We start from the raw sequence: 19,584 nt of genomic DNA, 5'->3' as shown, positions 1-19,584 counted from the left end.
GGCCCGACAGGTAAGCTCACCTTGTCGAGCGGGTGACCGTGCGGTGCCCTGTGGGTGGCCGCCCGTGAACCGGAAGCCGACTCGTCTCTATCGTGACGCCGAGGGAGCCTCAGTCCGTGAGTGTGCCGCGTCCGGCCGCCGTCATCGTCCTCGCCGCCGGCGAGGGCACTCGGATGAAGTCGAACACCCCCAAAGTCCTCCATGAGCTCTGTGGCCGCGCGCTTGTGGACCACATGCTCGCCGCCGCCCGCGGCCTCGACCCCGAGCAGTTGGTCGTGGTCATCGGACACGCCCGCGACCAGGTCGAAAGCCACCTCGCCACCACGGCGCCCGACGCTCTCCCGGTCGTCCAGGAGAAGCAGAACGGCACCGGCCACGCCGTGAGAACCGCCCTCGAAGCAGTGGGCGACATCAGAGGAACGGTCCTCGTCACGTACGGCGACACGCCCCTGCTGCGCACGGAGACCCTCGCCGCGCTGCTGGAAAGGCATGCCGCGGACGGCAACGCCGTCACGGTCCTCACCGCGGAGGTCCCCGACCCGGCCGGGTACGGCCGGATCGTCCGCGACGCGGGCGGAGCCGTCCTGGAGATCGTCGAAGAGAAGGACGCGAGCCCCGAGCAGCGGGCGATCCACGAGATGAACTCGGGCGTCTACGCGTTCGACGGGCCGCTCCTCGCCGACGGCGTCAAGCGGGTCGGCGCGGCCAACGCGCAGGGCGAGGAGTACCTCACCGACGTCCTGGCCATCCTCCGCGAGGACGGGCACCGGGTCGGGGCGTACGTCGCGTCCGACTATGTCGAGGTGGAGGGCGTGAACGACCGCGTCCAGCTCGCCTTCGCGCGCCGGGTCCTCAACGACCGGATCCTCCAGGCGCACATGCGGGCAGGCGTGACCATCATCGACCCCGCAAGCACCTGGATCGACGCCGAGGTCAGGCTCGAGGCGGACGCGGTGATCCACCCGGCGACCCAGCTCCACGGCTCCACGAGAGTCGCGTCAGGGGCCGAGGTCGGCCCCGCGACCACGCTGACGGACACCGTCGTCGGCGCGGACGCCGTGGTGCGCAACGCGGTCTGCGACCGGGCCGAGATCGGCCCGCAGGCGTCCGTCGGCCCCTACGCCTACCTCCGGCCCGGGACGGTCCTCGGGCGCAAGAGCAAGATCGGCACCTTCGTCGAGGCCAAGAACTCGTCCGTCGGCGAGGGCTCCAAGATCCCCCACCTGTCGTACGTCGGCGACGCCACCATCGGGACGGGCTCCAACGTGGGCGCGGCCTGTGTCTTCGTGAACTACGACGGGATCAACAAGCACCGCACCACCGTGGGCGACCACGTCCGGGTGGGTAGCGACAACATGCTGATCGCTCCGGTGACCATCGGCGACGGTGCCTACACCGCCGCCGGCTCCGTCATCACCGGCGACGTTCCTCCGGGGGCGATGGCCGTGGCCAGGAGCAAGCAGCGCAACATCGAGGGGTGGGTCGTCCGCCGCCGCCCGGGGACGGCCTCGGCCAAGGCGGCCGAACAGGCCGTCGCCGAGCGGGATGAACAGGCGGAGCCGGAGACGGGCGCGGAGTAGTCGCGAGGCACAGTTCTGAGTGGTCACGGACAAGCGGCACCGCCGGACGGCGTGCGGCGTCCGCGGCATGAGCCGTACGGCATCGGTAATGAGAACAAGGCGCGGTCTGACCGCGTAACGCCCTCAGGGGCAGGCCAGGAGGACACCGTGGTTCAGCGGGGCGAGCGAACAGGACGGCACGGCGTCGAGCCGTGTGTGCGGGACCAGGCGACCCGTTACGGAACGGCCGGCCGGGGGGCTCGGCAGTCGAGGAGTGTGGCATGAGCGGCAAGAAGACGATGGGTGAGCGGAACCTCATGTTCTTCTCCGGACGCGCCCACCCCGAGTTGGCCGACGAGGTGGCCGCGAACCTCGCGGTCGAGATCACGCCCACGGCGCTGCGCGACTTCGCGAACGGCGAGATCTACGTGCGCTACCTGGAGTCCGTCCGCGGTTGCGACGCCTTCGTGATGCAGAGTCACACCGCGCCGATCAACCAGTGGATCATGGAGCAGCTGATCATGGTCGACGCGCTCAAGCGCGCCTCGGCCAAGCGGATCACGGTCATCATGCCCTTCTACGGCTATGCGCGGCAGGACAAGAAGGGCCGCGGGCGAGAGCCGATCACGGCCAGGCTGATGGCCGACATGTTCAAGCAGGCGGGCGCCGACCGGCTGATGTCGATCGACCTGCACACCTCTCAGATCCAGGGCTTCTTCGACGGCCCGGTGGACCACCTGTTCGCGATGCCGGTGCTGATCAACTACCTGCGGGGCAAGCTCGACCCGGCGACCACGACGATCGTCTCGCCGGACACCGGCCGTGTACGGCTGGCGGAGCGCTGGTCGGACTCGCTCGGCACCCCGGTGGCGTTCATCCACAAGCGCCGCGACCTCGACGTGGCCAACCAGGTGAAGGTGCACGAGGTGGTCGGCAAGGTCCAGGGCCGGACCTGCGTGCTGATCGACGACATGATCGACACGGGGGGCTCGATCTGCAAGGCGGCCGACGCGCTCTACGAGCACGGGGCCACCGACGTCATCGTGGCGGCGACGCACGCGGTGTTCTCCGACCCCGCGGTGGATCGCCTCAAGAACTCGCGGATCTCTGAGGTGGTCGTGACGAACACGCTGCCGATCCCCGTGGAGAAGAGGTTCGACAGCCTGACCGTGATGTCGATCGCCCCGCTGATCGCCCGTGCGATCACCGAGGTCTTCACCGACGGCTCGGTCACCAGCCTCTTCGAAGGCGACAGCTAGTTCGCGAGAGGCCACGGCCGTTGGCCCGCAAGGGGTCTGGTTCGCGAGGTGCGCGGCCGTTGGTTCGCGTGGGGAGTGGTTCGCGAGGGGCGCGGCCGTGTCTGGACTGAGGAGTGAGCGGGGAGCGAGGTACGAGCGACCCCGAACGGCGAGGGCTGCGTTCATGGCGCGCCTCCGGCACGACCGACGGCCTCTAAGGCGCCCCGAGCCCGCGCGAGCGGAGCGAGCGCAATCCACACGGTAGGCTGTTCACGCTGCGCCCGTAACGCCTTCCGCTAGGGCGGATCAGGGTGGGTGCTCACCAATCGTCAAGCGACCCCTAGGAGATGTGCCATGTCCGAAGTTCGAATCGCCGCTGAGCTCCGCACGGAGTTCGGTAAGGGCGCCGCCCGTGCGATCCGCCGCGGGAACAAGGTTCCCGCCGTGCTGTACGGCCATGGCACCGAGCCCAAGCACCTGACCCTGCCGGGCCACGAGCTGCTGCTCGCGCTGCGTCAGGCCAACGTCCTCATCCGCGTCCACGGCGACGGGGTCGACGAGATCGCGCTGCCCAAGGGCGTCCAGCGTGACCCGATCAGGGGTTACATCGAGCACATCGACCTGCTCCTGGTCAAGCGGGGCGAGAAGGTCACCGTCGAGATCCCGGTCAACGTCACCGGTGACGTGATCGGCGGCGCCATCCTCGACCAGCAGCTGATCACGCTGTCGGTGGAGGCCGAGGCGACGCACATCCCGACCGGCGTCACCGTCGACGTCGACGGCAAGGACGTCGGCTTCGTCGTCCACGCGGCCGACCTCCCGCTCCCGGCGGGCACCACCCTCCAGGGCGACCCCGAGGCGCTGGTCCTGCACGTGATCGCCGCTCCGACGGCCGAGCTGCCCGCGGAGGGCGAGGCCGCCGCCGAGGGCGCTGCCGAGGGCGAGGCCGCTTCGGCTGAGTCCGCCGAGTAGCACCGATGTGAGACAGTCCTCCACAGGACCTCCTGTGGAGGACTTCTTCATGTGAGGAGACCGTGATGTCTGGGATCGCCGAGCCCGGTGATCAGCGATGGCTTGTCGTCGGCCTGGGCAATCCGGGGCCCGAGTACGCCGGGAACCGGCACAACGCGGGCTTCATGGTGGTCGAGGAGCTTGCGGCCCGGATGGGCGGCCGTTTCAAGGTCCACAAGTCGCGCGCCGAGATCGTCGAGGGGCGGTCGGCCGGCGCCCGCGCCGTGCTGGCCAAGCCGTTGTCGTACATGAACCTGTCCGGTGGTCCGGTGAAGGCGCTGGCCGACTTCTACAAGGTCGCGCCCGTGAACGTCATCGTCATCCATGACGAGCTGGACATCCCCTACGGCGCGCTGCGCACGAAGCTGGGCGGCGGGGACAACGGCCACAACGGGTTGAAGTCGATCACCAAGTCGCTCGGGACGAAGGACTATCCGCGGATCCGCTTCGGCATCGGCCGCCCCCCGGGACGGATGGATCCGGCGGCCTACGTGCTGAAGGACTTCGCCACCGCCGAGCGCAAGGACCTGCCGTTCCTGGTCGATCGTGCGGCCGACATGGTGGAGTCACTGATCACGAGCGGCGTCGAGGCCACCCAGAACAGGTTCCACGCGGGGGATCTCAACCCTGTGAAGCCGCCCCGCTGATCCCGGCCAGAGCATCAGGTTCTGGAACAGCTCGGCCTGCTCCACGGCGTCGTCCAGCGCGTTGTGGGTGTGGCGGCGGTCCGATCGCACCTCGCGCGGCATCTGCCGCTTGGTCGACCACGCGACGGGGACGCCCGCCTTGGCGGTGTAGAGGGTCTTGATGTCGATGCACCGGGAGTGGCCGAACGGGCTCTCCCCGGTGAAACGCAGGAAGTACCAGTACATCCACATCCAGTCGTAGGCCAGCGGGAACGCCGCCAGCACGGGGAGGTCGGCGCCGCACACCTCCCGGATCCAGGCCGTGGCGGCGGCCATGGCCTCGGCGGGGTCACGCCCCTCCTTTAGTAGGGTGTCGCGGTCGAGCCCGCTGACCGCCAGCGATTCGGCGACGAAGTCGTCGCTGATGGGCCTGAGCTCCGCGTAGAAGGTCGCCGATTCGGGATCGGTCTTCTCGAACCTCCTGCCGACCATCCTCCCCGCCACCGTCATGCCGATGCTGATCATGGAATATGGGCCCGGAATCGGGCCGTCGGCCTCGATATCGACAGAGATGTACGTTTCGGCTTTCACGAATTCTCCTCTAAGCCCCACCGGATGACCGCTAGCATTCCTCACTGTCAGTGACGATGCCGTTACGTGACGGCGCAAGGCGACGAGTGTGGAGGGTGCGTGCTGGACGGCGAAGTTTCCATGGTCGCCGCCGGCCGGGCGCGGGTGACGCCGGCGCATCCGATCCCGCGGCCGCCGCGCTGGGCGACGCGATACCGATTCCATGCGGCTCTGTCCGACATGACGTGTGCCCTTCTGGCCGGGGTCGCCGCAGTACTGCTCAGGTTCGGCGAGGTTACTCCTTATGCGGTCCCGTATGTGGTGCTGAGCGGAGTGCTCCCGCCCGTGTGGGCCGGCATGATCGGCCTGAACCGGGGCTACGAACCCCGCCTGATCGGAGTGGGGTCGGAGGAGTTCCGCCGGATCGCGCAGTGCGGGTTCACCCTCATCGCCGCGGTCGCCATCGCGGCCTACGTGACCAAGACCGACCTCGCCCGCGGTTACGTGGTCGCGGCGTTGCCGCTGATGACCGTCCTGACCCTCCTCGCCCGGTACGGCTTACGCCGCCGCCTGCACGGGCGCCGGCGCCGGGGCGAGGACTGCATGCGCCGGGTGGTCGCGGTGGGCCATCGCGCGGGCATCGCCGAGCTGACCATGAGATTCCGGCGCGAGCGCTATCACGGGATGGAGATCGTCGCGGCCTGCCTGCCCACCGACTCGCCGGGGGAGATCGAGGAGGTCCCCATCCTGGGCGACTTCACCGACGTCCCCCTCGTCGTGCAGCAGGTGGGGGCGGACACCGTGGCGGTGCTCGCGTGTCCCGAACTCGACGGCACGGCGCTGCGCAGGCTGGCCTGGCGGCTGGAACGGACCCGCACCGACCTCGTCGTCGCCCCCGCCCTCATGGAGGTGGCGGGACCGCGCACCGCGATCCGGCCGGTGGCGGGGCTTCCCCTGCTCCACGTCGAGCACCCGGACCTCGCCGGCGCGCGCCAGTTGATCAAAACGGCCTTCGACCGGCTGGTCGCGGGCGTCGCCCTGGTCCTGCTCGCTCCGCTGATGCTCGTCGTCGCGATAGCCGTACGGGCGTCGAGCCCCGGGCCGGTGCTGTTCAGGCAGACGCGGGTGGGCAAGGACGGCGTGGAGTTCACGATCCTGAAGTTCAGGACCATGCGGAACGACGCGGAGGCCCGCAAGGTGGAGCTCGTCAACGACGGCCACGGCCTGCTGTTCAAGATCCGCCAGGATCCGCGGGTCACCCGCATGGGTGTCCGGCTGAGGAGGCACTCGCTCGACGAGCTGCCCCAGTTGATCAATGTGCTGCGGGGTCACATGTCGCTGGTCGGGCCGCGCCCGCCGCTGCCGGAGGAGGTCGCGCGGTACCGCGACGACGTCCGCCGCCGGCTGGTCGTACGCCCTGGAATGACGGGCCTCTGGCAGGTCAACGGCAGGTCTGATCTTTCCTGGGAGGAATCGGTACGGTTGGACCTGCGTTACATCGAGAATTGGTCGCTGATGCTGGATCTGCAGATTCTCTGGAAGACCTGGTCGGCGGTCGCGGGCGGTGCGGGAGCTTACTGAATGACGATTAGGGACGACCACGCCCTCGCGGGTGACCTCGCCACGGAGGCGGGGGAACGGCTGCTCGCACTCCGGGCCGAGCACGGGTTCGCCGACCAGCGTGCGCTGAAGGACGCGGGCGACCTGATGGCGCACCGGTTCCTCACCGAGGCCCTGCAGCGGCTCAGGCCGAGCGACAGCGTGCTGTCGGAGGAGGCGACCCGCGAGGAGCGGATGGATCCGCGGCGCCTGTCGGCCGACCGGGTGTGGATCGTGGATCCACTCGACGGCACCCGCGAGTTCTCCGAGGAGGGCCGGTCCGACTGGGCGGTCCATGTCGCGCTGTGGGAGAAAGGCTCGCTGACGGCGGGGGCGGTGGCGCTCCCGGCCCAGGGCAGGACTCTGACGGCGGCCCTTCCGCCCGTGCTGGCCAAGCCCGGCGAGCGGTTCCGGATCGCGGTCAGCCGCACCCGGCCCCCCGAGTTCGTGCGGAAGCTCGCGTTCCTCGCGGGCGCCGATCTCGTCCCGATCGGCTCGGCCGGGGCCAAGATCTCGGCCGTCCTCACCGGAGAGGTCGAGGCGTACGTCCACGCGGGCGGCCAGTACGAGTGGGACTCCGCCGCGCCGGTCGCCGTGGCGCTCGCCGCGGGGGCGCACGCGAGCAGGATCGACGGCACGCCGCTGGTCTACAACCAGGCAGACCCCTCCCTGCCGGATATCCTTGTTTGCCTACCGGATCTGGCGCCAACGTTGCTCGCTGGCATCCGTGACCTTCATCGCTAATCTCCCGGAGGAAGCACCAATGCTCCAGCGTGACTACACGACGTCACAGCTCGACGTGCTCGAGGCCGAGGCGATCCACGTCATGCGCGAGGTCGCGGCCGAGTTCGAGCGGCCCTGTCTGCTCTTCTCCGGTGGCAAGGACTCGATCGTCATGCTGCGCGTCGCCGAGAAGGCGTTCTGGCCGGCGCCGATCCCCTTCCCGCTGATGCACGTGGACACGGGGCACAACTTCCTCGAGGTGATCGACTTCCGGGACCGCCGCGTCGCCGAACTGAACGCACGGCTGGTCGTGGCCTCGGTCCAGGCGTCCATCGACGCGGGACGGGTGATGGAGGAGACCGGGCGGCGCGCCTCGCGCAACCGGCTGCAGACCACGACCCTGCTCGACGCGATCGAGGAGAACGAGTACGACGCCGTGTTCGGCGGGGCCCGCCGCGACGAGGAGAAGGCCAGGGCCAAGGAGCGCGTGTTCTCCTTCCGCGACGACTTCGGGCAGTGGGACCCGAAGAACCAGCGGCCCGAGCTGTGGAACCTCTACAACACCCGGATCCGCAAGGGCGAGCACATCCGCGTGTTCCCGCTGTCCAACTGGACCGAGCTGGACATCTGGTACTACATCCAGCGCGAGGGCATCGAGATCCCCTCGATCTACTTCGCCCACACCCGCAAGGTGTTCGAGCGGGACGGCATGCTGCTCAGCGATGACGAGGTCGTCCAGCGGGGCGACGACGAGCCGATCTTCGAGGCGGTGGTCCGTTACCGCACGGTCGGCGACATGACGTGCACCGGCGCGGTGGCCTCCACGGCCACGACGGTCGAGCAGATCATCGAAGAGGTGGCGGCGACCAGGATCACCGAACGGGGAGCCACCCGCGCCGACGACCGCGCGTCCGAGGCCGCCATGGAAGATCGCAAAAAGGAAGGCTACTTCTGATGAACGGTCATTCCTTGCGTGGCGGGATCATGGAAGATCGGCTGCGTCAGACTCGAAGGCTACTTCCGATGCGCGCTGATCTTCCTGATGCCGGCCGTACGAACCTTGGGGAGCACGAGTAATGGACATCCTTCGTTTCGCTACGGCGGGCAGCGTGGACGACGGCAAGTCGACGCTGATCGGGCGGCTGCTCTTCGACTCCAAGGCGATCTTCGAGGACCAGTTGGAAGCGGTCGAGCGCACCTCGCGCGACCGGGGCACCGAGTACACCGACCTGTCCCTGCTCACCGACGGCCTCAGGGCGGAGCGCGAGCAGGGGATCACGATCGACGTCGCCTACCGCTACTTCGCGACGCCGCGGCGGAAGTTCATCATCGCCGACACCCCGGGCCATATTCAGTACACCCGGAACATGGTCACCGGCGCCTCGACCGCCGACCTGGCGATCATCCTGATCGACGCCCGTAAGGGCGTGCTGGAGCAGTCGCGGCGGCACGCGTTCCTGACGACGCTCCTGCGGGTGCCCCACCTCGTCCTCGCGGTCAACAAGATGGACCTCGTCGACTACTCCGAGGCCCGGTTCGAGGAGATCCGCGAGGAGTTCACCGCCTTCGCGTCGAAGCTGAACGCCAGCGACCTCACCTTCATCCCGATCTCCGCACTGCACGGCGACAACGTGGTCTCCCGCTCGGAGAATATGCCGTGGTATGAGGGCACCGCGCTGCTCCATCACCTGGAGCACGTGCACATCGCCTCCGACCGCAATCTCGTCGACGTCCGCTTCCCGGTGCAGTACGTCATCCGCCCGCACAACGCGACGAACCAGTCGCTGCACGACTACCGCGGATACGCGGGCCAGGTGGCCGGGGGCGTCCTCAAGCCGGGCGACGAGGTCATGCACCTGCCGTCGGGCCTCACCACGCGGATCAAGTCGATCGACAGCTTCGACGGCGCGCTCGACGAGGCCTTTGCGCCCATGTCGGTCACCATCCGGCTGGAGGACGACATCGACATCTCGCGCGGCGACATGATCTGCCGTCCGCACAACCAGCCACACGTGGCCCAGGAGATCGACGCGATGGTCTCGTGGATGGCCGACGGCGTGAGGCTGCAGCCCCGGTCCAAGCTGGTTCTCAAGCACACCACGAGGACCGCGCGGACCGTGGTCAGGGACCTGCAGTACCGCCTGGACGTCAACACCCTCCACCGTGACGAGACGGCGACCTCGCTGGGGCTCAACGAGATCGGCCGGGTGACGCTGCGCACCACGCAGCCGCTGTTCGTGGACGACTACGCCAGGAACCGCCTCACCGGCGGATTCATCCTGATCGACGAGGCCACCAACGGCACGGTCGGAGCAGGGATGATCGTCGACGCTCACTGAGTAGATCCTTTAGGGATCATCAGGCGCTCGATTACTCTCCGCGCTAGTGTCATCACGTTCCGCATCCACTAGGTGGAGGGCACGTGGCCGACGCTCAGCCGGTGATCTTTGTAGGGGGGCTGGGCCGTAGCGGCACCACCCTGCTCGAGCGCCTGCTCGGTGAGATTCCGGGTGTGGCACCGCTCGGAGAGGTCGTCCATCTGTGGGCGCGTGGCGTTCGCGCCGACGAGCCCTGTGGTTGCGGTCAGCCGTTCTCCCAGTGCACGTTCTGGAGCAAGGTCGGCTCCCGTGCGTTCGGTTACTGGCGTGAGAGCCGTGCCGTCATGCTGCAGGAGCTCCGCGCCCGGGTGGACCGCACACGCCGCATCCCGGGTTTCGCCGTCGGGCTGCTGACCCGGGAGGCCGAGCTCGCCGAGTACGTCTCGGCGTACTCACGGATCTATGCCGCCGCGGCCGAGGTCGCGGCGGCGCGCGTCGTCATCGACTCCAGCAAGCACGCCTCCCTGGCGTACTGCCTGTCCGCGACCATGGACCTCCGGGTCGTCCACGTGGTGCGCGACCCCCGCGCGGTCGCGGCGTCCTGGCGCAGGAGAGTGCGGCGGCCCGAGGACGGGCGGCCGATGGCCCGGTGGGCGCCCGCCCGGACGGCGATGCACTGGCTCGCGCAGAACCTCGCCTTCGAGGTCCTGCGCTGGAAGGGCGTCCAGGTCGTCCGCGTCCACTACGAGGATCTGGTGCAGGACCCCGTCGCGACGCTGACGGAACTGGCCGGCGACCTGGAGTTGACCGACTCTCACGAGACGCTCGGCTTCATCGAGGACGGGCAGGCGCGGCTCGGGGTCGCGCACACGGTCTCCGGCAATCCCATGCGGTTCGCTGTGGGCCACATCGAGTTCCACGACCGCCGCGCCGCACTGCCGTTCCGGCAGCGCTGGCTGGTCACCGCGCTGACCTGGCCGCTGCTGCTGATGTACGGCTACCCCCTCGCATACTGATCGGAGCTCGTGATTTGAATCCGTCCGTGGGTGTCGTGATCCCCACCCGAGGAGACCGGCCAGGCTCGCTCGCCGCCGCGGTGGCCGGCGTGCTGGACCAGGCGTACAGCCGCCGGTTGCAGGTCGTCGTGGTCGTCGACGCGGGAGGCGCGTCGGTCGAGCAGGTGGCCGAGCAGGTGGGGAGCATCGGCTCCTCCCGGGGCAGCGTGCGGATCCTGCCGAACCGCCAGCGACCCGGCCTGCCCGGCGCCAGGAACTCCGGAATCGCCGCACTCGAGACCGAGCTGGTGGCCTTCTGCGACGACGACGATCTCTGGCTGCCCGGCAAGCTCGCCGCGCAGGCGGCCGCGCTGGCCGAGGAGCCGGAGGCCGACTTCGCCAGCTGCGCGATCGAGGTCGAGTACGGCTCACGCCGCGTCCCCCGCCTCGCCGGAACCGCCCGGGTGACGCGCGACCACCTGACGCGCTCGCGGATGATGATGGTCCACTCCTCCACGTTCCTGTTCCGGCGGGGCTCCATCTGGGTGGACGAGAGCGCCCCCGGTGGTCAGAACGAGGACTGGGACCTCGCGCTGCGCGCCGCGTGGCGGCACCCGATCGTCCATGTCGACCGTCCGCTCGTCCGCGTGCGCTGGGGCGCCTCGCAGTACGTCATGAAGTGGGCGGATCGCATCGCGGGCCTCGACTGGATGCTGGCCCGCCATCCCGAACTGGCGGCGGACGCGCATGGCGCCGCCCGGATCTACGGCCAGTTGGCCTTCTCGCACGCGGCGCTCGGACACCGCCGTGAGGCCGCCCGCTGGGCGCTCAGGGCCTTCGCGGCCCGCAGGAGCGAGCCTCGCGCCGCCGTCGCCCTGGCGGTGGCCGGCCGGCTGGTCTCCGCGAGCGCGGTGCTGAGCCTGCTCAACGCCCGCGGTCACGGCATCTGATGGCCCCTCGTTCGGGGGTGGCGCCCGCTCCGGCCCGCCGGCGTCGGCAGGGGCGAGTGGCGGTCGCCGGGGTCAAGGTCGATCCGCTGACCGAGGCCCAGGTGGTGGAGCACGTCGTCGCCGCGCTCGGCCGAGGTCGGGGCGGCCACCTCGTCACCCCCAATGTGGACATCTGCCGGGCGATTTCGCGCCACGCCGACCTGCGCGCCCTGGTCACCCGGGCCGACCTGGCGGTCGCGGACGGCATGCCGCTGGTGTGGGCGGCCCGGCTGCTCGGCCGGCCCCTACCTGAGCGGGTCACCGGAGCCGATCTGATCTGGTCGCTCTCCGAGGCCGCGGCCGCCGGTGGCATCCCGGTCTACCTGCTCGGCGGGCCGCCCGGGGTGGCGGAGACGGCGCGAGACGTCTTGTGTGAGCGCTACCCGGGGTTGGTGGTGGCCGGAATCGACGCCCCGCCGTACGGGTTCGAGACGTGTCCGGAGGCTCTCGCCGAGGTGAGGAGGAGGCTCGTCGCGGCCGGGCCGCGGCTGGTCTTCGTCGGGCTCGGGTTCCCGAAGCAGGATCGGCTGATCGACATGGTCAGGGCCGACCTGCCCGGGGCGTGGTTCGTGGGCTGCGGCTCCGCGATCGCCTTCACCGCCGGCGCCGTACGGCGGGCTCCCGCGTGGATGGGAGATCACGGGCTGGAGTGGTTGTTCCGGTTGCTGAGCGAGCCCGGCAGGCTGGCACGGCGTTACCTCGTCGACGACCTGCCGTTCGCCCTCCGCCTGCTGGCCGTCTGCCTGCTGAAACGCCTTTGGCGGGCTCGTCGGTCGCTTCGAGGACGTCAATGATCAATACGTCTTTGCGATTTTCGCAATGTCATCGGATACGGCTATCCGTGAGGCGGAACGGCTCGCCCAGATCCGGGCGGATCTGGCATTTCTCGGATATCGGCAGGAGTCGTCCGCCTTTACGCCGGTTCTGAAGGCGGGACGACCGATCGACCAAGGACGCAACCTTGCCGCCGAGGCTCGGGATCTCGCACGAAGCGGCGGGATCGATCTTTGTCGGCGGCGTGATCTGTCCGAAGTCGTTGAGGACCTTTTCGAGGTGGATGTCGCGATCGTTCGCCTCCCGGACGGGTTCGATGGACTCGCCTATCCCGGCGTGGCCGCGACACCTCATCAATGCAGGTCGGCACCGCTCGTGGTGCGGAACAGCTGAGAGGGATCCACTTGGTTGCGATGGAGAACCGGGCGTCGGACGAGCCGTTGGACTGGCCCGCCTTTGAGGGGGACGGCGAGCCAGTCGACGACGACGAGATCACCTCTGTGATCGTCAGTAGAGTCCTCGAAAGTTGATCGCCGAAGGTCATCCAATAGATCTTTGGCCCGGTTCGTATTGAGGCCCTTCCTGGAAGAGCAGCTCAGGCGGTCGGCAGGCAGGTCAGGGACTGGATGCGGGCGATCTCTTCAGGGGACAGGCGCCGGCGGTAGGCGCTGAGGGCCTGGCGGGAGTCCATGGGGCGGAAGGCCGTGCGTGACAGGCCCGTCCAGGCGAAGCCGCCCGATCGGGAGCGCCGTGCCGTACAGGCCGTGGTGATGCGCCGGGCGGCCCGGGAGGTCCACGGCAGCCCGCACCACTCGTAGAGGTCGCGAAAGCCGTCCAGGGGCGCGGAGGCGAGGTGTTCGAAGCCCACCACGCGGATGCCGGTCGAGCGGGCGGCCACCGCGTCGGTCACCTGACGGGCCGCACTCCACAGCGCGGCCGTCTTGGCGATGCGGTCCTTCGAGCCTGCCAGCGGGCGGAGCCGTTCGATACCGGGGTGGTCGCGCAGGAGCAGCGGCTGTCCCAGGAGTTCGTCGAAGGAGACGGTCCAGCCGAGCCGCTGCCAACTCGCCACGAACGAAACGGGATCCCGGACCAGGATGATCACCTGGCAGCCGAGCCGTTCGGCGAACCATTCCGCGGACAGGAGCGCGAAGGGATCGTCGAGCAGGGCGCGCCTGCCGCGGAGTGCGCCCATCCCGAACGCCGTGCCGTACTTGGCCATCCTGGCCAGGTCGCGTGGCCGCCTGTTACGGCGAAGCTCGGCCAGCCAGTGATAGCGGAGCGCGACCGTTCCGGAGAAGGCGTCCAGCCAGGGGGTCTCGTCGTCCGCGCAGATGTACTGGAACCGGTGGGTCACGGACGCGGCGAGCACCCCGGGGGAGCGGCCGGGCGGGCGTTCAGGGTTGAGCGGCTCGTTGACGTAGACCAGGTGCCCGCTCGCCGCGAGCATCTTGCCCACCCAACTCGTGCCGCTTCGGGGCAGCCCGGTGACCAGGACAGGTGGTCCGGAGGCCTTCACGCGGCGACCCCGCGCAGGCGGAACGCGCTCGCGGAGTGCCTGCCGAAGGGGCGCAGGCCGTAGCGGCGGGAGATCTGGACCAGCGGCAACGCGTTCTTCGCCAGCACCCCGGCCGACCAGCCGAGAGCCGCTCCCAGCGCGCCGTGGGACGGCACCAGCAGCACGTCGACCACGATGGTCACCGCCACGGCGCAGGTGGTGTTGACCAGGCTGGCCGCCGTGCGTCCGGACGCGATGAGGACGACGTCGACCATGCCGCAGGCGGTGGCGACCACCATGGTCCCGGACAGCACCAGAGCGATGGTCACGCCGTCGGCGTAGGAGGGGCCGAACAACGGCAGCAACCACGGCGCGAGGGCCGCGTACCCGAGCCAGATCGGCCAGGTGAGGGCGACCAGCCACATGGTCGTGGTCTGGTAGAGGCGCCGGGCCCGCGCGAGGTCGCCGTCGGCGAGCGCCCTGACGAGATGGGGTTGCACGGCCTGCACCAGCCCCTGGTTGGCCAGCTGCCCGACGACCTTGAACCGCGTGGCCGCCGTGTAGACGGCCGCGGGGGCCGGGCCCGCCAGCACCGCGACGATCACGATGTCGAGCCGTTGGAACACCGCCTGGATCGCCGCTGCGGCCGACCTCGGCCCGGTGTACCGCCAGAACGCCGCCATCCCGCCCTCGGCGCGCCCGAGCCTGAACGCCGTCGTCCCGCCTCCGCCGTGGCCGAGTGGGGGAGCGGTCGGACCAGGCAGGTGCCGCCGGAGCCACACCGCCGCCAACACGGTGGCGGGGACCGCCGGCAGGGCCCACGCCGCCGTCAGGATCGGCAGGGAGGTGCCCACGAGGACACCGGCGGCGACGAGGAGGAGCTGGCCCATCGGCCGGCCGAGGCCGTCGAGCAGGAGCGTCGGCCGCATCGAGCCGAGCCCCCGAGTGGCCGACACCAGCACGTCCGCCAGCACGACGGCGGGCAGGGTCGCGGCCAGCGCCGGCCAGACACCGTCCGGGACGCCGGTCAGCTCCGCCAGCTCCGCATCGAAGATCGTGACGGCGCACGCGGCGAGCGCGGAGACCGTCGCGACCGGGGTGAGCGCCGCCCACAACACCGTGCGGCCCGATGGCTCGCGTGGTCGCCTCGCCAGCGCGTAGATCAGGCCGTTCCCGGCGTCGAGCCGCAGGATTCCGGCGAGCATGAGGCACAGCGCCGTCGCGGTGAAGAACGCCCCCGCCGCGTCGGGATCGAGCGATCGCGTGATGAGCAGCACGATGAGGAACTGGCTCGCCGCTCCGCCCCCTGCGGCGGCGAGCCCGGCGAGGCTACCGCGTGCCAGGCCGGAACCGGGTCGACGTGTTCCGAGGGCGCTCATCGGCGCCACGAGGGCTCCGTCCCGAGCCACTGCTGGAGAAGGGCGTCCCACGGGGCGAAGTGCGCGCCCAGCCGTTGGCGCAGCGACAGTGGCATCTCGGAGGTCCGCGGCTGCGCGTTGTGCACCTCGAACACCGGGTCGCCCATCCGCGGCAGTCCCAGGAACTCCAGGACGCGGTCATAGACGGGGTCGGGCTCGCGGAAGAACGCGCCACTGTCGAGGACGAGGATCCGGTCGCGGCCGACGAGAAGCTCCATCCGGTTCAGCTGCTCGGCGTACCTGCCGCGGGCGACATAGGCGTGGTGACGATGGGCGTGGCTCAGGTAGTGGGGGGATTCGCGCAGCCGCTCGGCCTCGCCCGCGAGCCGCGCGCTCTCCATGTCCAGTGCGCGCTCGAACGACGGCTCGGTCTCGAACCCCCGGGCGAGTTCGTGGGCGTGCGCCGACGCTGCCCGCTCGATCGGATCCCTGACCAGCGCGATCAGCTTGACACCCGGGAGGTTCCAGGCGATCCGGGCGGCCGCGAGCGGGTGGAAGAGGTAGTACGGCGACGACTCGAAGGCCTGGGTGCGGTGGCCGTACCGGCGCTGGAGCCGCTGCGCGGTGGCCTTGAGCGGGAAGTGCGCCTGGTACCAGGACATGTCGTGGTCGTAACTCACGTCGAAGTAGTGCACGCCCTTGCGCAACACCGGCTTGACGATCAGCGGATGCCGGGAGAGGGCGCGGTAGAGCGAGGTGGTGCCGCACCGCTGCGCTCCGACGATCAGGAACGACGGCAATATCCGCGCACGCGTCGTGAGCATGCCCGTGGTGAGGGAGACGGCATGAGCCGAGCGTTTCAACGTTGACCTCACAGCAGGCTCTCCAGATGATCGACAAGGGGGTTGAGCCAGAGGGACGAGGGGCCGAGCGGCTCGTGGCCGTCCCGGTGGTGCCGATCGGCAAGGGTGATCAGGTAGTGGGCGGCCGCCCGGCGGGCCTCCGCGGAGGACAGTCCGAACGGCTCCAGGAGCAGGCCGGCCTGTGCCAGGCAGGAGCGGGCCGCCACGGCAGGACGCATACGGCGCAGCGCCCGGTTGAAGTAGTAGTGGAGGGCGTCGAATCCGAGGGGGACGCCGGTGGCGAACCGTTCCCAGTCCCAGACGAGCAGCCGCCCGTCGGGGGCCGCGGACAGGTTCCAGGGAGCGAAGTCGCCGTGCCATCCCCACCCCGCGTGGTCGTGCAGTGGCCTGCCGCTCATCTGCGCGGACAGTGATCGTGGCCGGGCCGGCTCACCCCGCCCGCGTCCGCGCGCGGCCATGCTCCGCCGGCCGAGTGAGGCGATCTCGGCCACGGCGGCGTCGCGCAGCCCGCGGGGCACCGGCGCCGCGGTGACGGGAAGAGGGGAGACCACGAGCACCTCGAGCCCGCGCCACGTTCCGTGATGGACGACGGAAGGCGGCACGACCACCTTCATGGGGTGGTCCGTCAGCATCCGCAGCACCGCGCCCTCGTGGCGGACGAGTTCCCTGGTCCGGTCCGAGTCGCCGATCTTCACGAACGCGATGAGCCCGTCCTCGCCGTGCGCCTCCAGCACGGGCTTGCGGTTCGCCCGGCGGGCGGGCCGTACGTGGACGACCGCGTGGACCCGCCGGTCGAGCACCTGGCTGAGGTGGGTCTCGATCGTGTCCGGGCCGTCCCACACGGGAACGCCGCGGCCGAGTGCCGCGTGCCACCGTGTGCGGGGGACCAGTCGCCGCGGCACGAGCCGATGCGGGAGCAGCGTGCGGGCACCCTTCGAGGTGCCAGGCGGGTACAGCTGGGCCAGCACCTCGTGGAGGTAGCGCAGACGTGTCGGGGTGTCTCTCATGCGTTCCGCCAGAGGAGGGCGAAGGAGATCAGATACAGGCTCAGCGCGCTGATCAGGCCGTCGTAGACGAGCATGTAGAACAGCACGAGGATCATGACGAGGGTCCCCGCCTGGCCGATGGGCGTGCGGTCGTGCCAGAACCGGCGGACCGCACCCGCGAAGAAGCCCACGTACAGCAGGGCCCCGGCGAAACCCTGGCTGATCAGCAGCAGCCACAACTGGCCGTCGCTGCCCAGCGGGGGATGGCCGCACTCCTCGCACCAGCGCGTCTTGCCCGTCGTGATCGTGCGCTGGTTGCCGAAGGCGTTGCGGGTGTTGCCGTAGCCGATGAGGGGAGACGCGGCGGCCACGCGCACGGTGGAGGAGACGGTGAACGCCCGGATGTCGTTGCTGTGCGGGCTGTCGATGCGCTGGGCGACGATCGCGCTCAGCGGCGACAGGAAGAACGCCGCGCCCGCGAGGGCGGCGGCCGCCCCGACGAGCAACGGGCGGCCGCGCAGGGCGAGGTAGGCGGCGGAGATGGCGAGCCCGATCCACAGGCCGCGGTTCAGCGAGTAGACGATCGGCACGGCGGCCGCCGCGATCAGCACCGCCGCCATCGCCCGCCGGTACGGCCCGCCGTACGCCCACCATCCGACCACGAACCAGATGACCAGGACCGACACGTTGCTGCCCCAGGCGTTGGCCCATTCGAACGGCGCCTCGGGACGGGGCGAGCTGTGGCCGAGCACGTGCTGCACCTGCGCGGCCGTCGGGTGGATGAGGTTGCGCACGAACGAGTTGTCGCCGATCCACCCCGGCAGGACCGTCTCGAGCGGCGAGGTGAACTGGAAGCCGGGAGCCAGGACGCCCAGCAGTCCGCCGGCGACCGTCGTGATGAACAGAACACCCAGCATCCGCACGAGGGTGAGCTGGGGAAGCTCGTCGAGCGAGAGGTTGCCCAGATAGACGACCATGACGAGCAGCGAGGCGTAGACGGCGAGGCGCACGAGGTAGCCGGTGATCCGGCCGGGGCTGAGGTCGCCGTAGGTGCCGTCGGGCGTCTCGGCCAGCGTGACGGCGCTGATGAGGTATCCCGCCAGCAACAACAGCCACAGGCCGAAGCCCTTGGGCACCCTGATCGGCCGCCTGCGCCACAGGATCACGGCCATCGGCACGGCGAGGACGACGACCGCGAGGCCGCCGAGTCCGAGTGCCCACCAGACGGGATAGCCGATCAGCAGCGCGGCGACCGGCCACACCGCCGGCCTCACGTGACCTGCTCCGCCTGGCCGGGTACGGACACCGTCGGCCCCGTCGGCACGGCCACGACGCCCAGGACCCGCACTCCCTGGCGGGCCAGGTTCCGTACGGCTCCCGCCACGTCGGCGGACGTGGTCCGGCCGAGTCCCGCAAGGAGCATCGCCGCGTCCGGGCGGGCGCCGCGCCCCGTCACGACGGAGATGGGGGCGAGGCGGGCGAGCGCCGCGTCGAGCCCCGCGGCCATGGACGGGCCGCGGCCCTCGTCGCTGAGTTCTTCGAGGAGCAGCGTGTGGCGACCGTCGCCCAGCGCGGTCACCGCGACGGCCGCGAGTTCGTGGAAGATCGTCGTTTCCGGCCGGGTCGCGGTTTCGGCGAGCAGGGGCAGTCCGGTCAGGCGTTCCACGTCACCGGACCGGCGGAGCCGGGTGTCGAGCCGGTCCCGGGCGAACGCCGCTCCCGCGCCGCAGAGCAGGCCGAGGAAGAGCCCGCTGCCGAGGTAGATCGGGGCGCTGGGGGCGCTCGGCTCCGTGGGCGGCCGCGCGGGGCTGATGACGGTCCCCGGCGTGATCGCGACGGTCTTGAGGGCGTCGTACTTGACCGTGAGGCTGGACGCCTGGCGGGCCAGCACCGTCTGCCGGTGCGCGGCGATCGCCCGCGCGGCCGATCCTCGGGCCTGCGTGGGCACGGCGGCGGCGGCCTTCGCCAGATCGGCGTTCACCTGGCGCAGTTTGGCCGCGAGGACCTTCTGCTCGGCGGTCAGCGCGTCCGTGGCCGAGCGGAGACGGTTTCGCAGATACGCGTCGGCGAACGCCTGGGCGCCCTTCGCTGCCGATTCGGGATCGGCAGTGGTGAACGAGATGGAAAGAATGGCCGAATTGGGAGGCACGTCGACTTCGACCATTTCGCGCAAGCCATCGGGATCCGTATATTTCAGGGCCTGGGCGGCTATAGAGGCGACCACGGTGGATTGCGCGATCTGTGACTCGGTGTCGAGATTGAGGGGTTCTTTCTGCCGCGGGGTTATCAGATTGACCTGTTCCTGCATCCCGGTGGGGAAAACCTGCACCTGGGCGGCGGACGTATATGCGGCAGGCGTCTCCGACAACAACACGGCACCGCCAATCATCCCTGTGACCAGGCATGACAGGAATACTTGCCACCGCCTGCGCAGGACGGAACCGTACTCCGCGATGTCTCTGCTATGCGGTGAAAGA

General features: G+C 69.9%; 19 protein-coding genes. 12 read left to right on the top strand and 7 right to left on the bottom strand.

Features of this window, described 5'->3' with window-relative positions:
- The first annotated feature begins 116 nt into the window (after positions 1–116).
- From glmU to pth, 4 genes are all read left to right on the top strand, one after another.
- On the top strand, positions 117–1,580 hold the full coding sequence (gene glmU / locus Pmi06nite_RS16385; protein WP_203953838.1) for a bifunctional UDP-N-acetylglucosamine diphosphorylase/glucosamine-1-phosphate N-acetyltransferase GlmU: 1,464 nt from the start codon (positions 117–119) through the stop codon (positions 1,578–1,580).
- A gap of 260 nt (positions 1,581–1,840) precedes the next feature.
- Positions 1,841–2,818 carry a ribose-phosphate diphosphokinase gene (locus tag Pmi06nite_RS16380; RefSeq protein ID WP_203883331.1) on the top strand — a complete coding sequence of 326 codons (978 nt, stop codon included), beginning with the start codon at positions 1,841–1,843 and terminating at the stop codon, positions 2,816–2,818.
- A 333-nt stretch (positions 2,819–3,151) separates the two neighbouring features.
- Entirely contained in the window at positions 3,152–3,769 is a 618-nt protein-coding gene (locus Pmi06nite_RS16375) for a 50S ribosomal protein L25/general stress protein Ctc (protein WP_203953837.1), read from the top strand.
- A 65-nt stretch (positions 3,770–3,834) separates the two neighbouring features.
- The gene (gene pth, locus Pmi06nite_RS16370) at positions 3,835–4,455 is read left to right on the top strand and encodes an aminoacyl-tRNA hydrolase (protein ID WP_203953836.1); all 621 of its coding nucleotides are present in this window, start codon (positions 3,835–3,837) and stop codon (positions 4,453–4,455) included.
- On the opposite strand, the gene Pmi06nite_RS16365 is transcribed toward pth, so the two are convergent.
- A complete protein-coding gene (locus tag Pmi06nite_RS16365; RefSeq protein ID WP_203953835.1) occupies positions 4,375–5,025 on the bottom strand; it encodes a 3'-5' exonuclease family protein in 651 nt (216 codons plus the stop codon). The genes pth and Pmi06nite_RS16365 overlap by 81 nt on opposite strands.
- 120 nt (positions 5,026–5,145) lie before the next feature.
- Between Pmi06nite_RS16365 and Pmi06nite_RS16360 the strand changes: the two genes are divergently transcribed.
- The 8 genes from Pmi06nite_RS16360 (at position 5,146) to Pmi06nite_RS16325 (ending at position 12,795) form a co-directional block, all read left to right on the top strand.
- Positions 5,146–6,585: a sugar transferase gene (locus Pmi06nite_RS16360; protein ID WP_203953911.1), complete on the top strand. Its 1,440-nt coding sequence runs from the start codon at positions 5,146–5,148 to the stop codon at positions 6,583–6,585.
- Positions 6,586–7,347, top strand: a complete 762-nt coding sequence (locus Pmi06nite_RS16355; protein ID WP_203953834.1) for a 3'(2'),5'-bisphosphate nucleotidase CysQ — start codon at positions 6,586–6,588, stop codon at positions 7,345–7,347.
- Positions 7,348–7,366: 19 nt separating this feature from the next.
- A complete protein-coding gene (gene cysD, locus Pmi06nite_RS16350) occupies positions 7,367–8,281 on the top strand; it encodes a sulfate adenylyltransferase subunit CysD (RefSeq protein WP_203953833.1) in 915 nt (304 codons plus the stop codon).
- A gap of 121 nt (positions 8,282–8,402) precedes the next feature.
- The gene (cysN, locus tag Pmi06nite_RS16345) at positions 8,403–9,665 is read left to right on the top strand and encodes a sulfate adenylyltransferase subunit CysN (RefSeq protein WP_203953832.1); all 1,263 of its coding nucleotides are present in this window, start codon (positions 8,403–8,405) and stop codon (positions 9,663–9,665) included.
- An 83-nt stretch (positions 9,666–9,748) separates the two neighbouring features.
- Positions 9,749–10,660 (top strand): sulfotransferase family protein, encoded by a 912-nt coding sequence (locus Pmi06nite_RS16340; protein ID WP_239113956.1) that lies wholly within the window; start codon positions 9,749–9,751, stop codon positions 10,658–10,660.
- A 26-nt stretch (positions 10,661–10,686) separates the two neighbouring features.
- The gene (locus Pmi06nite_RS16335) at positions 10,687–11,589 is read left to right on the top strand and encodes a glycosyltransferase family 2 protein (protein WP_239113955.1); all 903 of its coding nucleotides are present in this window, start codon (positions 10,687–10,689) and stop codon (positions 11,587–11,589) included.
- Positions 11,590–11,606: 17 nt separating this feature from the next.
- On the top strand, positions 11,607–12,422 hold the full coding sequence (locus Pmi06nite_RS16330) for a WecB/TagA/CpsF family glycosyltransferase (RefSeq protein ID WP_239113954.1): 816 nt from the start codon (positions 11,607–11,609) through the stop codon (positions 12,420–12,422).
- A 25-nt stretch (positions 12,423–12,447) separates the two neighbouring features.
- Positions 12,448–12,795 carry a hypothetical protein gene (locus Pmi06nite_RS16325; protein ID WP_203953829.1) on the top strand — a complete coding sequence of 116 codons (348 nt, stop codon included), beginning with the start codon at positions 12,448–12,450 and terminating at the stop codon, positions 12,793–12,795.
- A gap of 202 nt (positions 12,796–12,997) precedes the next feature.
- Here the strand turns inward: Pmi06nite_RS16325 and Pmi06nite_RS16320 are convergent, their stop codons facing one another.
- The 6 genes from Pmi06nite_RS16320 to Pmi06nite_RS16295 are packed head-to-tail and all read right to left on the bottom strand — an operon-like array spanning position 12,998 to position 19,496.
- The gene (locus Pmi06nite_RS16320) at positions 12,998–13,921 is read right to left on the bottom strand and encodes a sulfotransferase (protein WP_203953828.1); all 924 of its coding nucleotides are present in this window, start codon (positions 13,919–13,921) and stop codon (positions 12,998–13,000) included.
- Entirely contained in the window at positions 13,918–15,279 is a 1,362-nt protein-coding gene (locus Pmi06nite_RS16315) for a lipopolysaccharide biosynthesis protein (protein WP_203953909.1), read from the bottom strand. Before Pmi06nite_RS16315 ends, Pmi06nite_RS16320 begins: the two co-directional genes overlap by 4 nt.
- Entirely contained in the window at positions 15,276–16,133 is an 858-nt protein-coding gene (locus Pmi06nite_RS16310) for a sulfotransferase (RefSeq protein WP_239113953.1), read from the bottom strand. Before Pmi06nite_RS16310 ends, Pmi06nite_RS16315 begins: the two co-directional genes overlap by 4 nt.
- The gene (locus Pmi06nite_RS16305; RefSeq protein ID WP_203953827.1) at positions 16,130–17,128 is read right to left on the bottom strand and encodes a hypothetical protein; all 999 of its coding nucleotides are present in this window, start codon (positions 17,126–17,128) and stop codon (positions 16,130–16,132) included. The genes Pmi06nite_RS16310 and Pmi06nite_RS16305 overlap by 4 nt, the downstream gene beginning before the upstream one ends.
- Positions 17,125–18,381, bottom strand: a complete 1,257-nt coding sequence (locus tag Pmi06nite_RS16300; RefSeq protein ID WP_203953826.1) for a hypothetical protein — start codon at positions 18,379–18,381, stop codon at positions 17,125–17,127. The genes Pmi06nite_RS16305 and Pmi06nite_RS16300 overlap by 4 nt, the downstream gene beginning before the upstream one ends.
- Positions 18,378–19,496, bottom strand: a complete 1,119-nt coding sequence (locus Pmi06nite_RS16295) for a hypothetical protein (protein WP_203953825.1) — start codon at positions 19,494–19,496, stop codon at positions 18,378–18,380. The genes Pmi06nite_RS16300 and Pmi06nite_RS16295 overlap by 4 nt, the downstream gene beginning before the upstream one ends.
- Positions 19,497–19,584: the final 88 nt, after the last annotated feature.

It is taken from the genome of Planotetraspora mira (assembly GCF_016863275.1).
Lineage (GTDB): Bacteria > Actinomycetota > Actinomycetes > Streptosporangiales > Streptosporangiaceae > Planotetraspora > Planotetraspora mira.
The sequence above is the reverse complement of the archived record's forward strand: the minus strand, read 5'-3'. Positions and strand labels throughout refer to the sequence as shown.

Bases quoted from the DNA above. Each gene is read 5' to 3' on its own strand.
- Pmi06nite_RS16360 (WP_203953911.1), top strand. From the start codon at position 5,146: ATGGTCGCCGCCGGCCGGGCGCGGGTGACGCCGGCGCATCCGATCCCG.
- pth (WP_203953836.1), top strand. From the start codon at position 3,835: ATGTCTGGGATCGCCGAGCCCGGTGATCAGCGATGGCTTGTCGTCGGC.
- Pmi06nite_RS16355 (WP_203953834.1), top strand. From the start codon at position 6,586: ATGACGATTAGGGACGACCACGCCCTCGCGGGTGACCTCGCCACGGAG.
- Pmi06nite_RS16315 (WP_203953909.1), bottom strand. From the start codon at position 15,279: ATGAGCGCCCTCGGAACACGTCGACCCGGTTCCGGCCTGGCACGCGGT.
- cysN (WP_203953832.1), top strand. From the start codon at position 8,403: ATGGACATCCTTCGTTTCGCTACGGCGGGCAGCGTGGACGACGGCAAG.
- Pmi06nite_RS16375 (WP_203953837.1), top strand. From the start codon at position 3,152: ATGTCCGAAGTTCGAATCGCCGCTGAGCTCCGCACGGAGTTCGGTAAG.
- cysD (WP_203953833.1), top strand. From the start codon at position 7,367: ATGCTCCAGCGTGACTACACGACGTCACAGCTCGACGTGCTCGAGGCC.
- Pmi06nite_RS16305 (WP_203953827.1), bottom strand. From the start codon at position 17,128: ATGAGAGACACCCCGACACGTCTGCGCTACCTCCACGAGGTGCTGGCC.
- Pmi06nite_RS16325 (WP_203953829.1), top strand. From the start codon at position 12,448: ATGTCATCGGATACGGCTATCCGTGAGGCGGAACGGCTCGCCCAGATC.
- Pmi06nite_RS16295 (WP_203953825.1), bottom strand. From the start codon at position 19,496: ATGATTGGCGGTGCCGTGTTGTTGTCGGAGACGCCTGCCGCATATACG.
- Pmi06nite_RS16380 (WP_203883331.1), top strand. From the start codon at position 1,841: ATGAGCGGCAAGAAGACGATGGGTGAGCGGAACCTCATGTTCTTCTCC.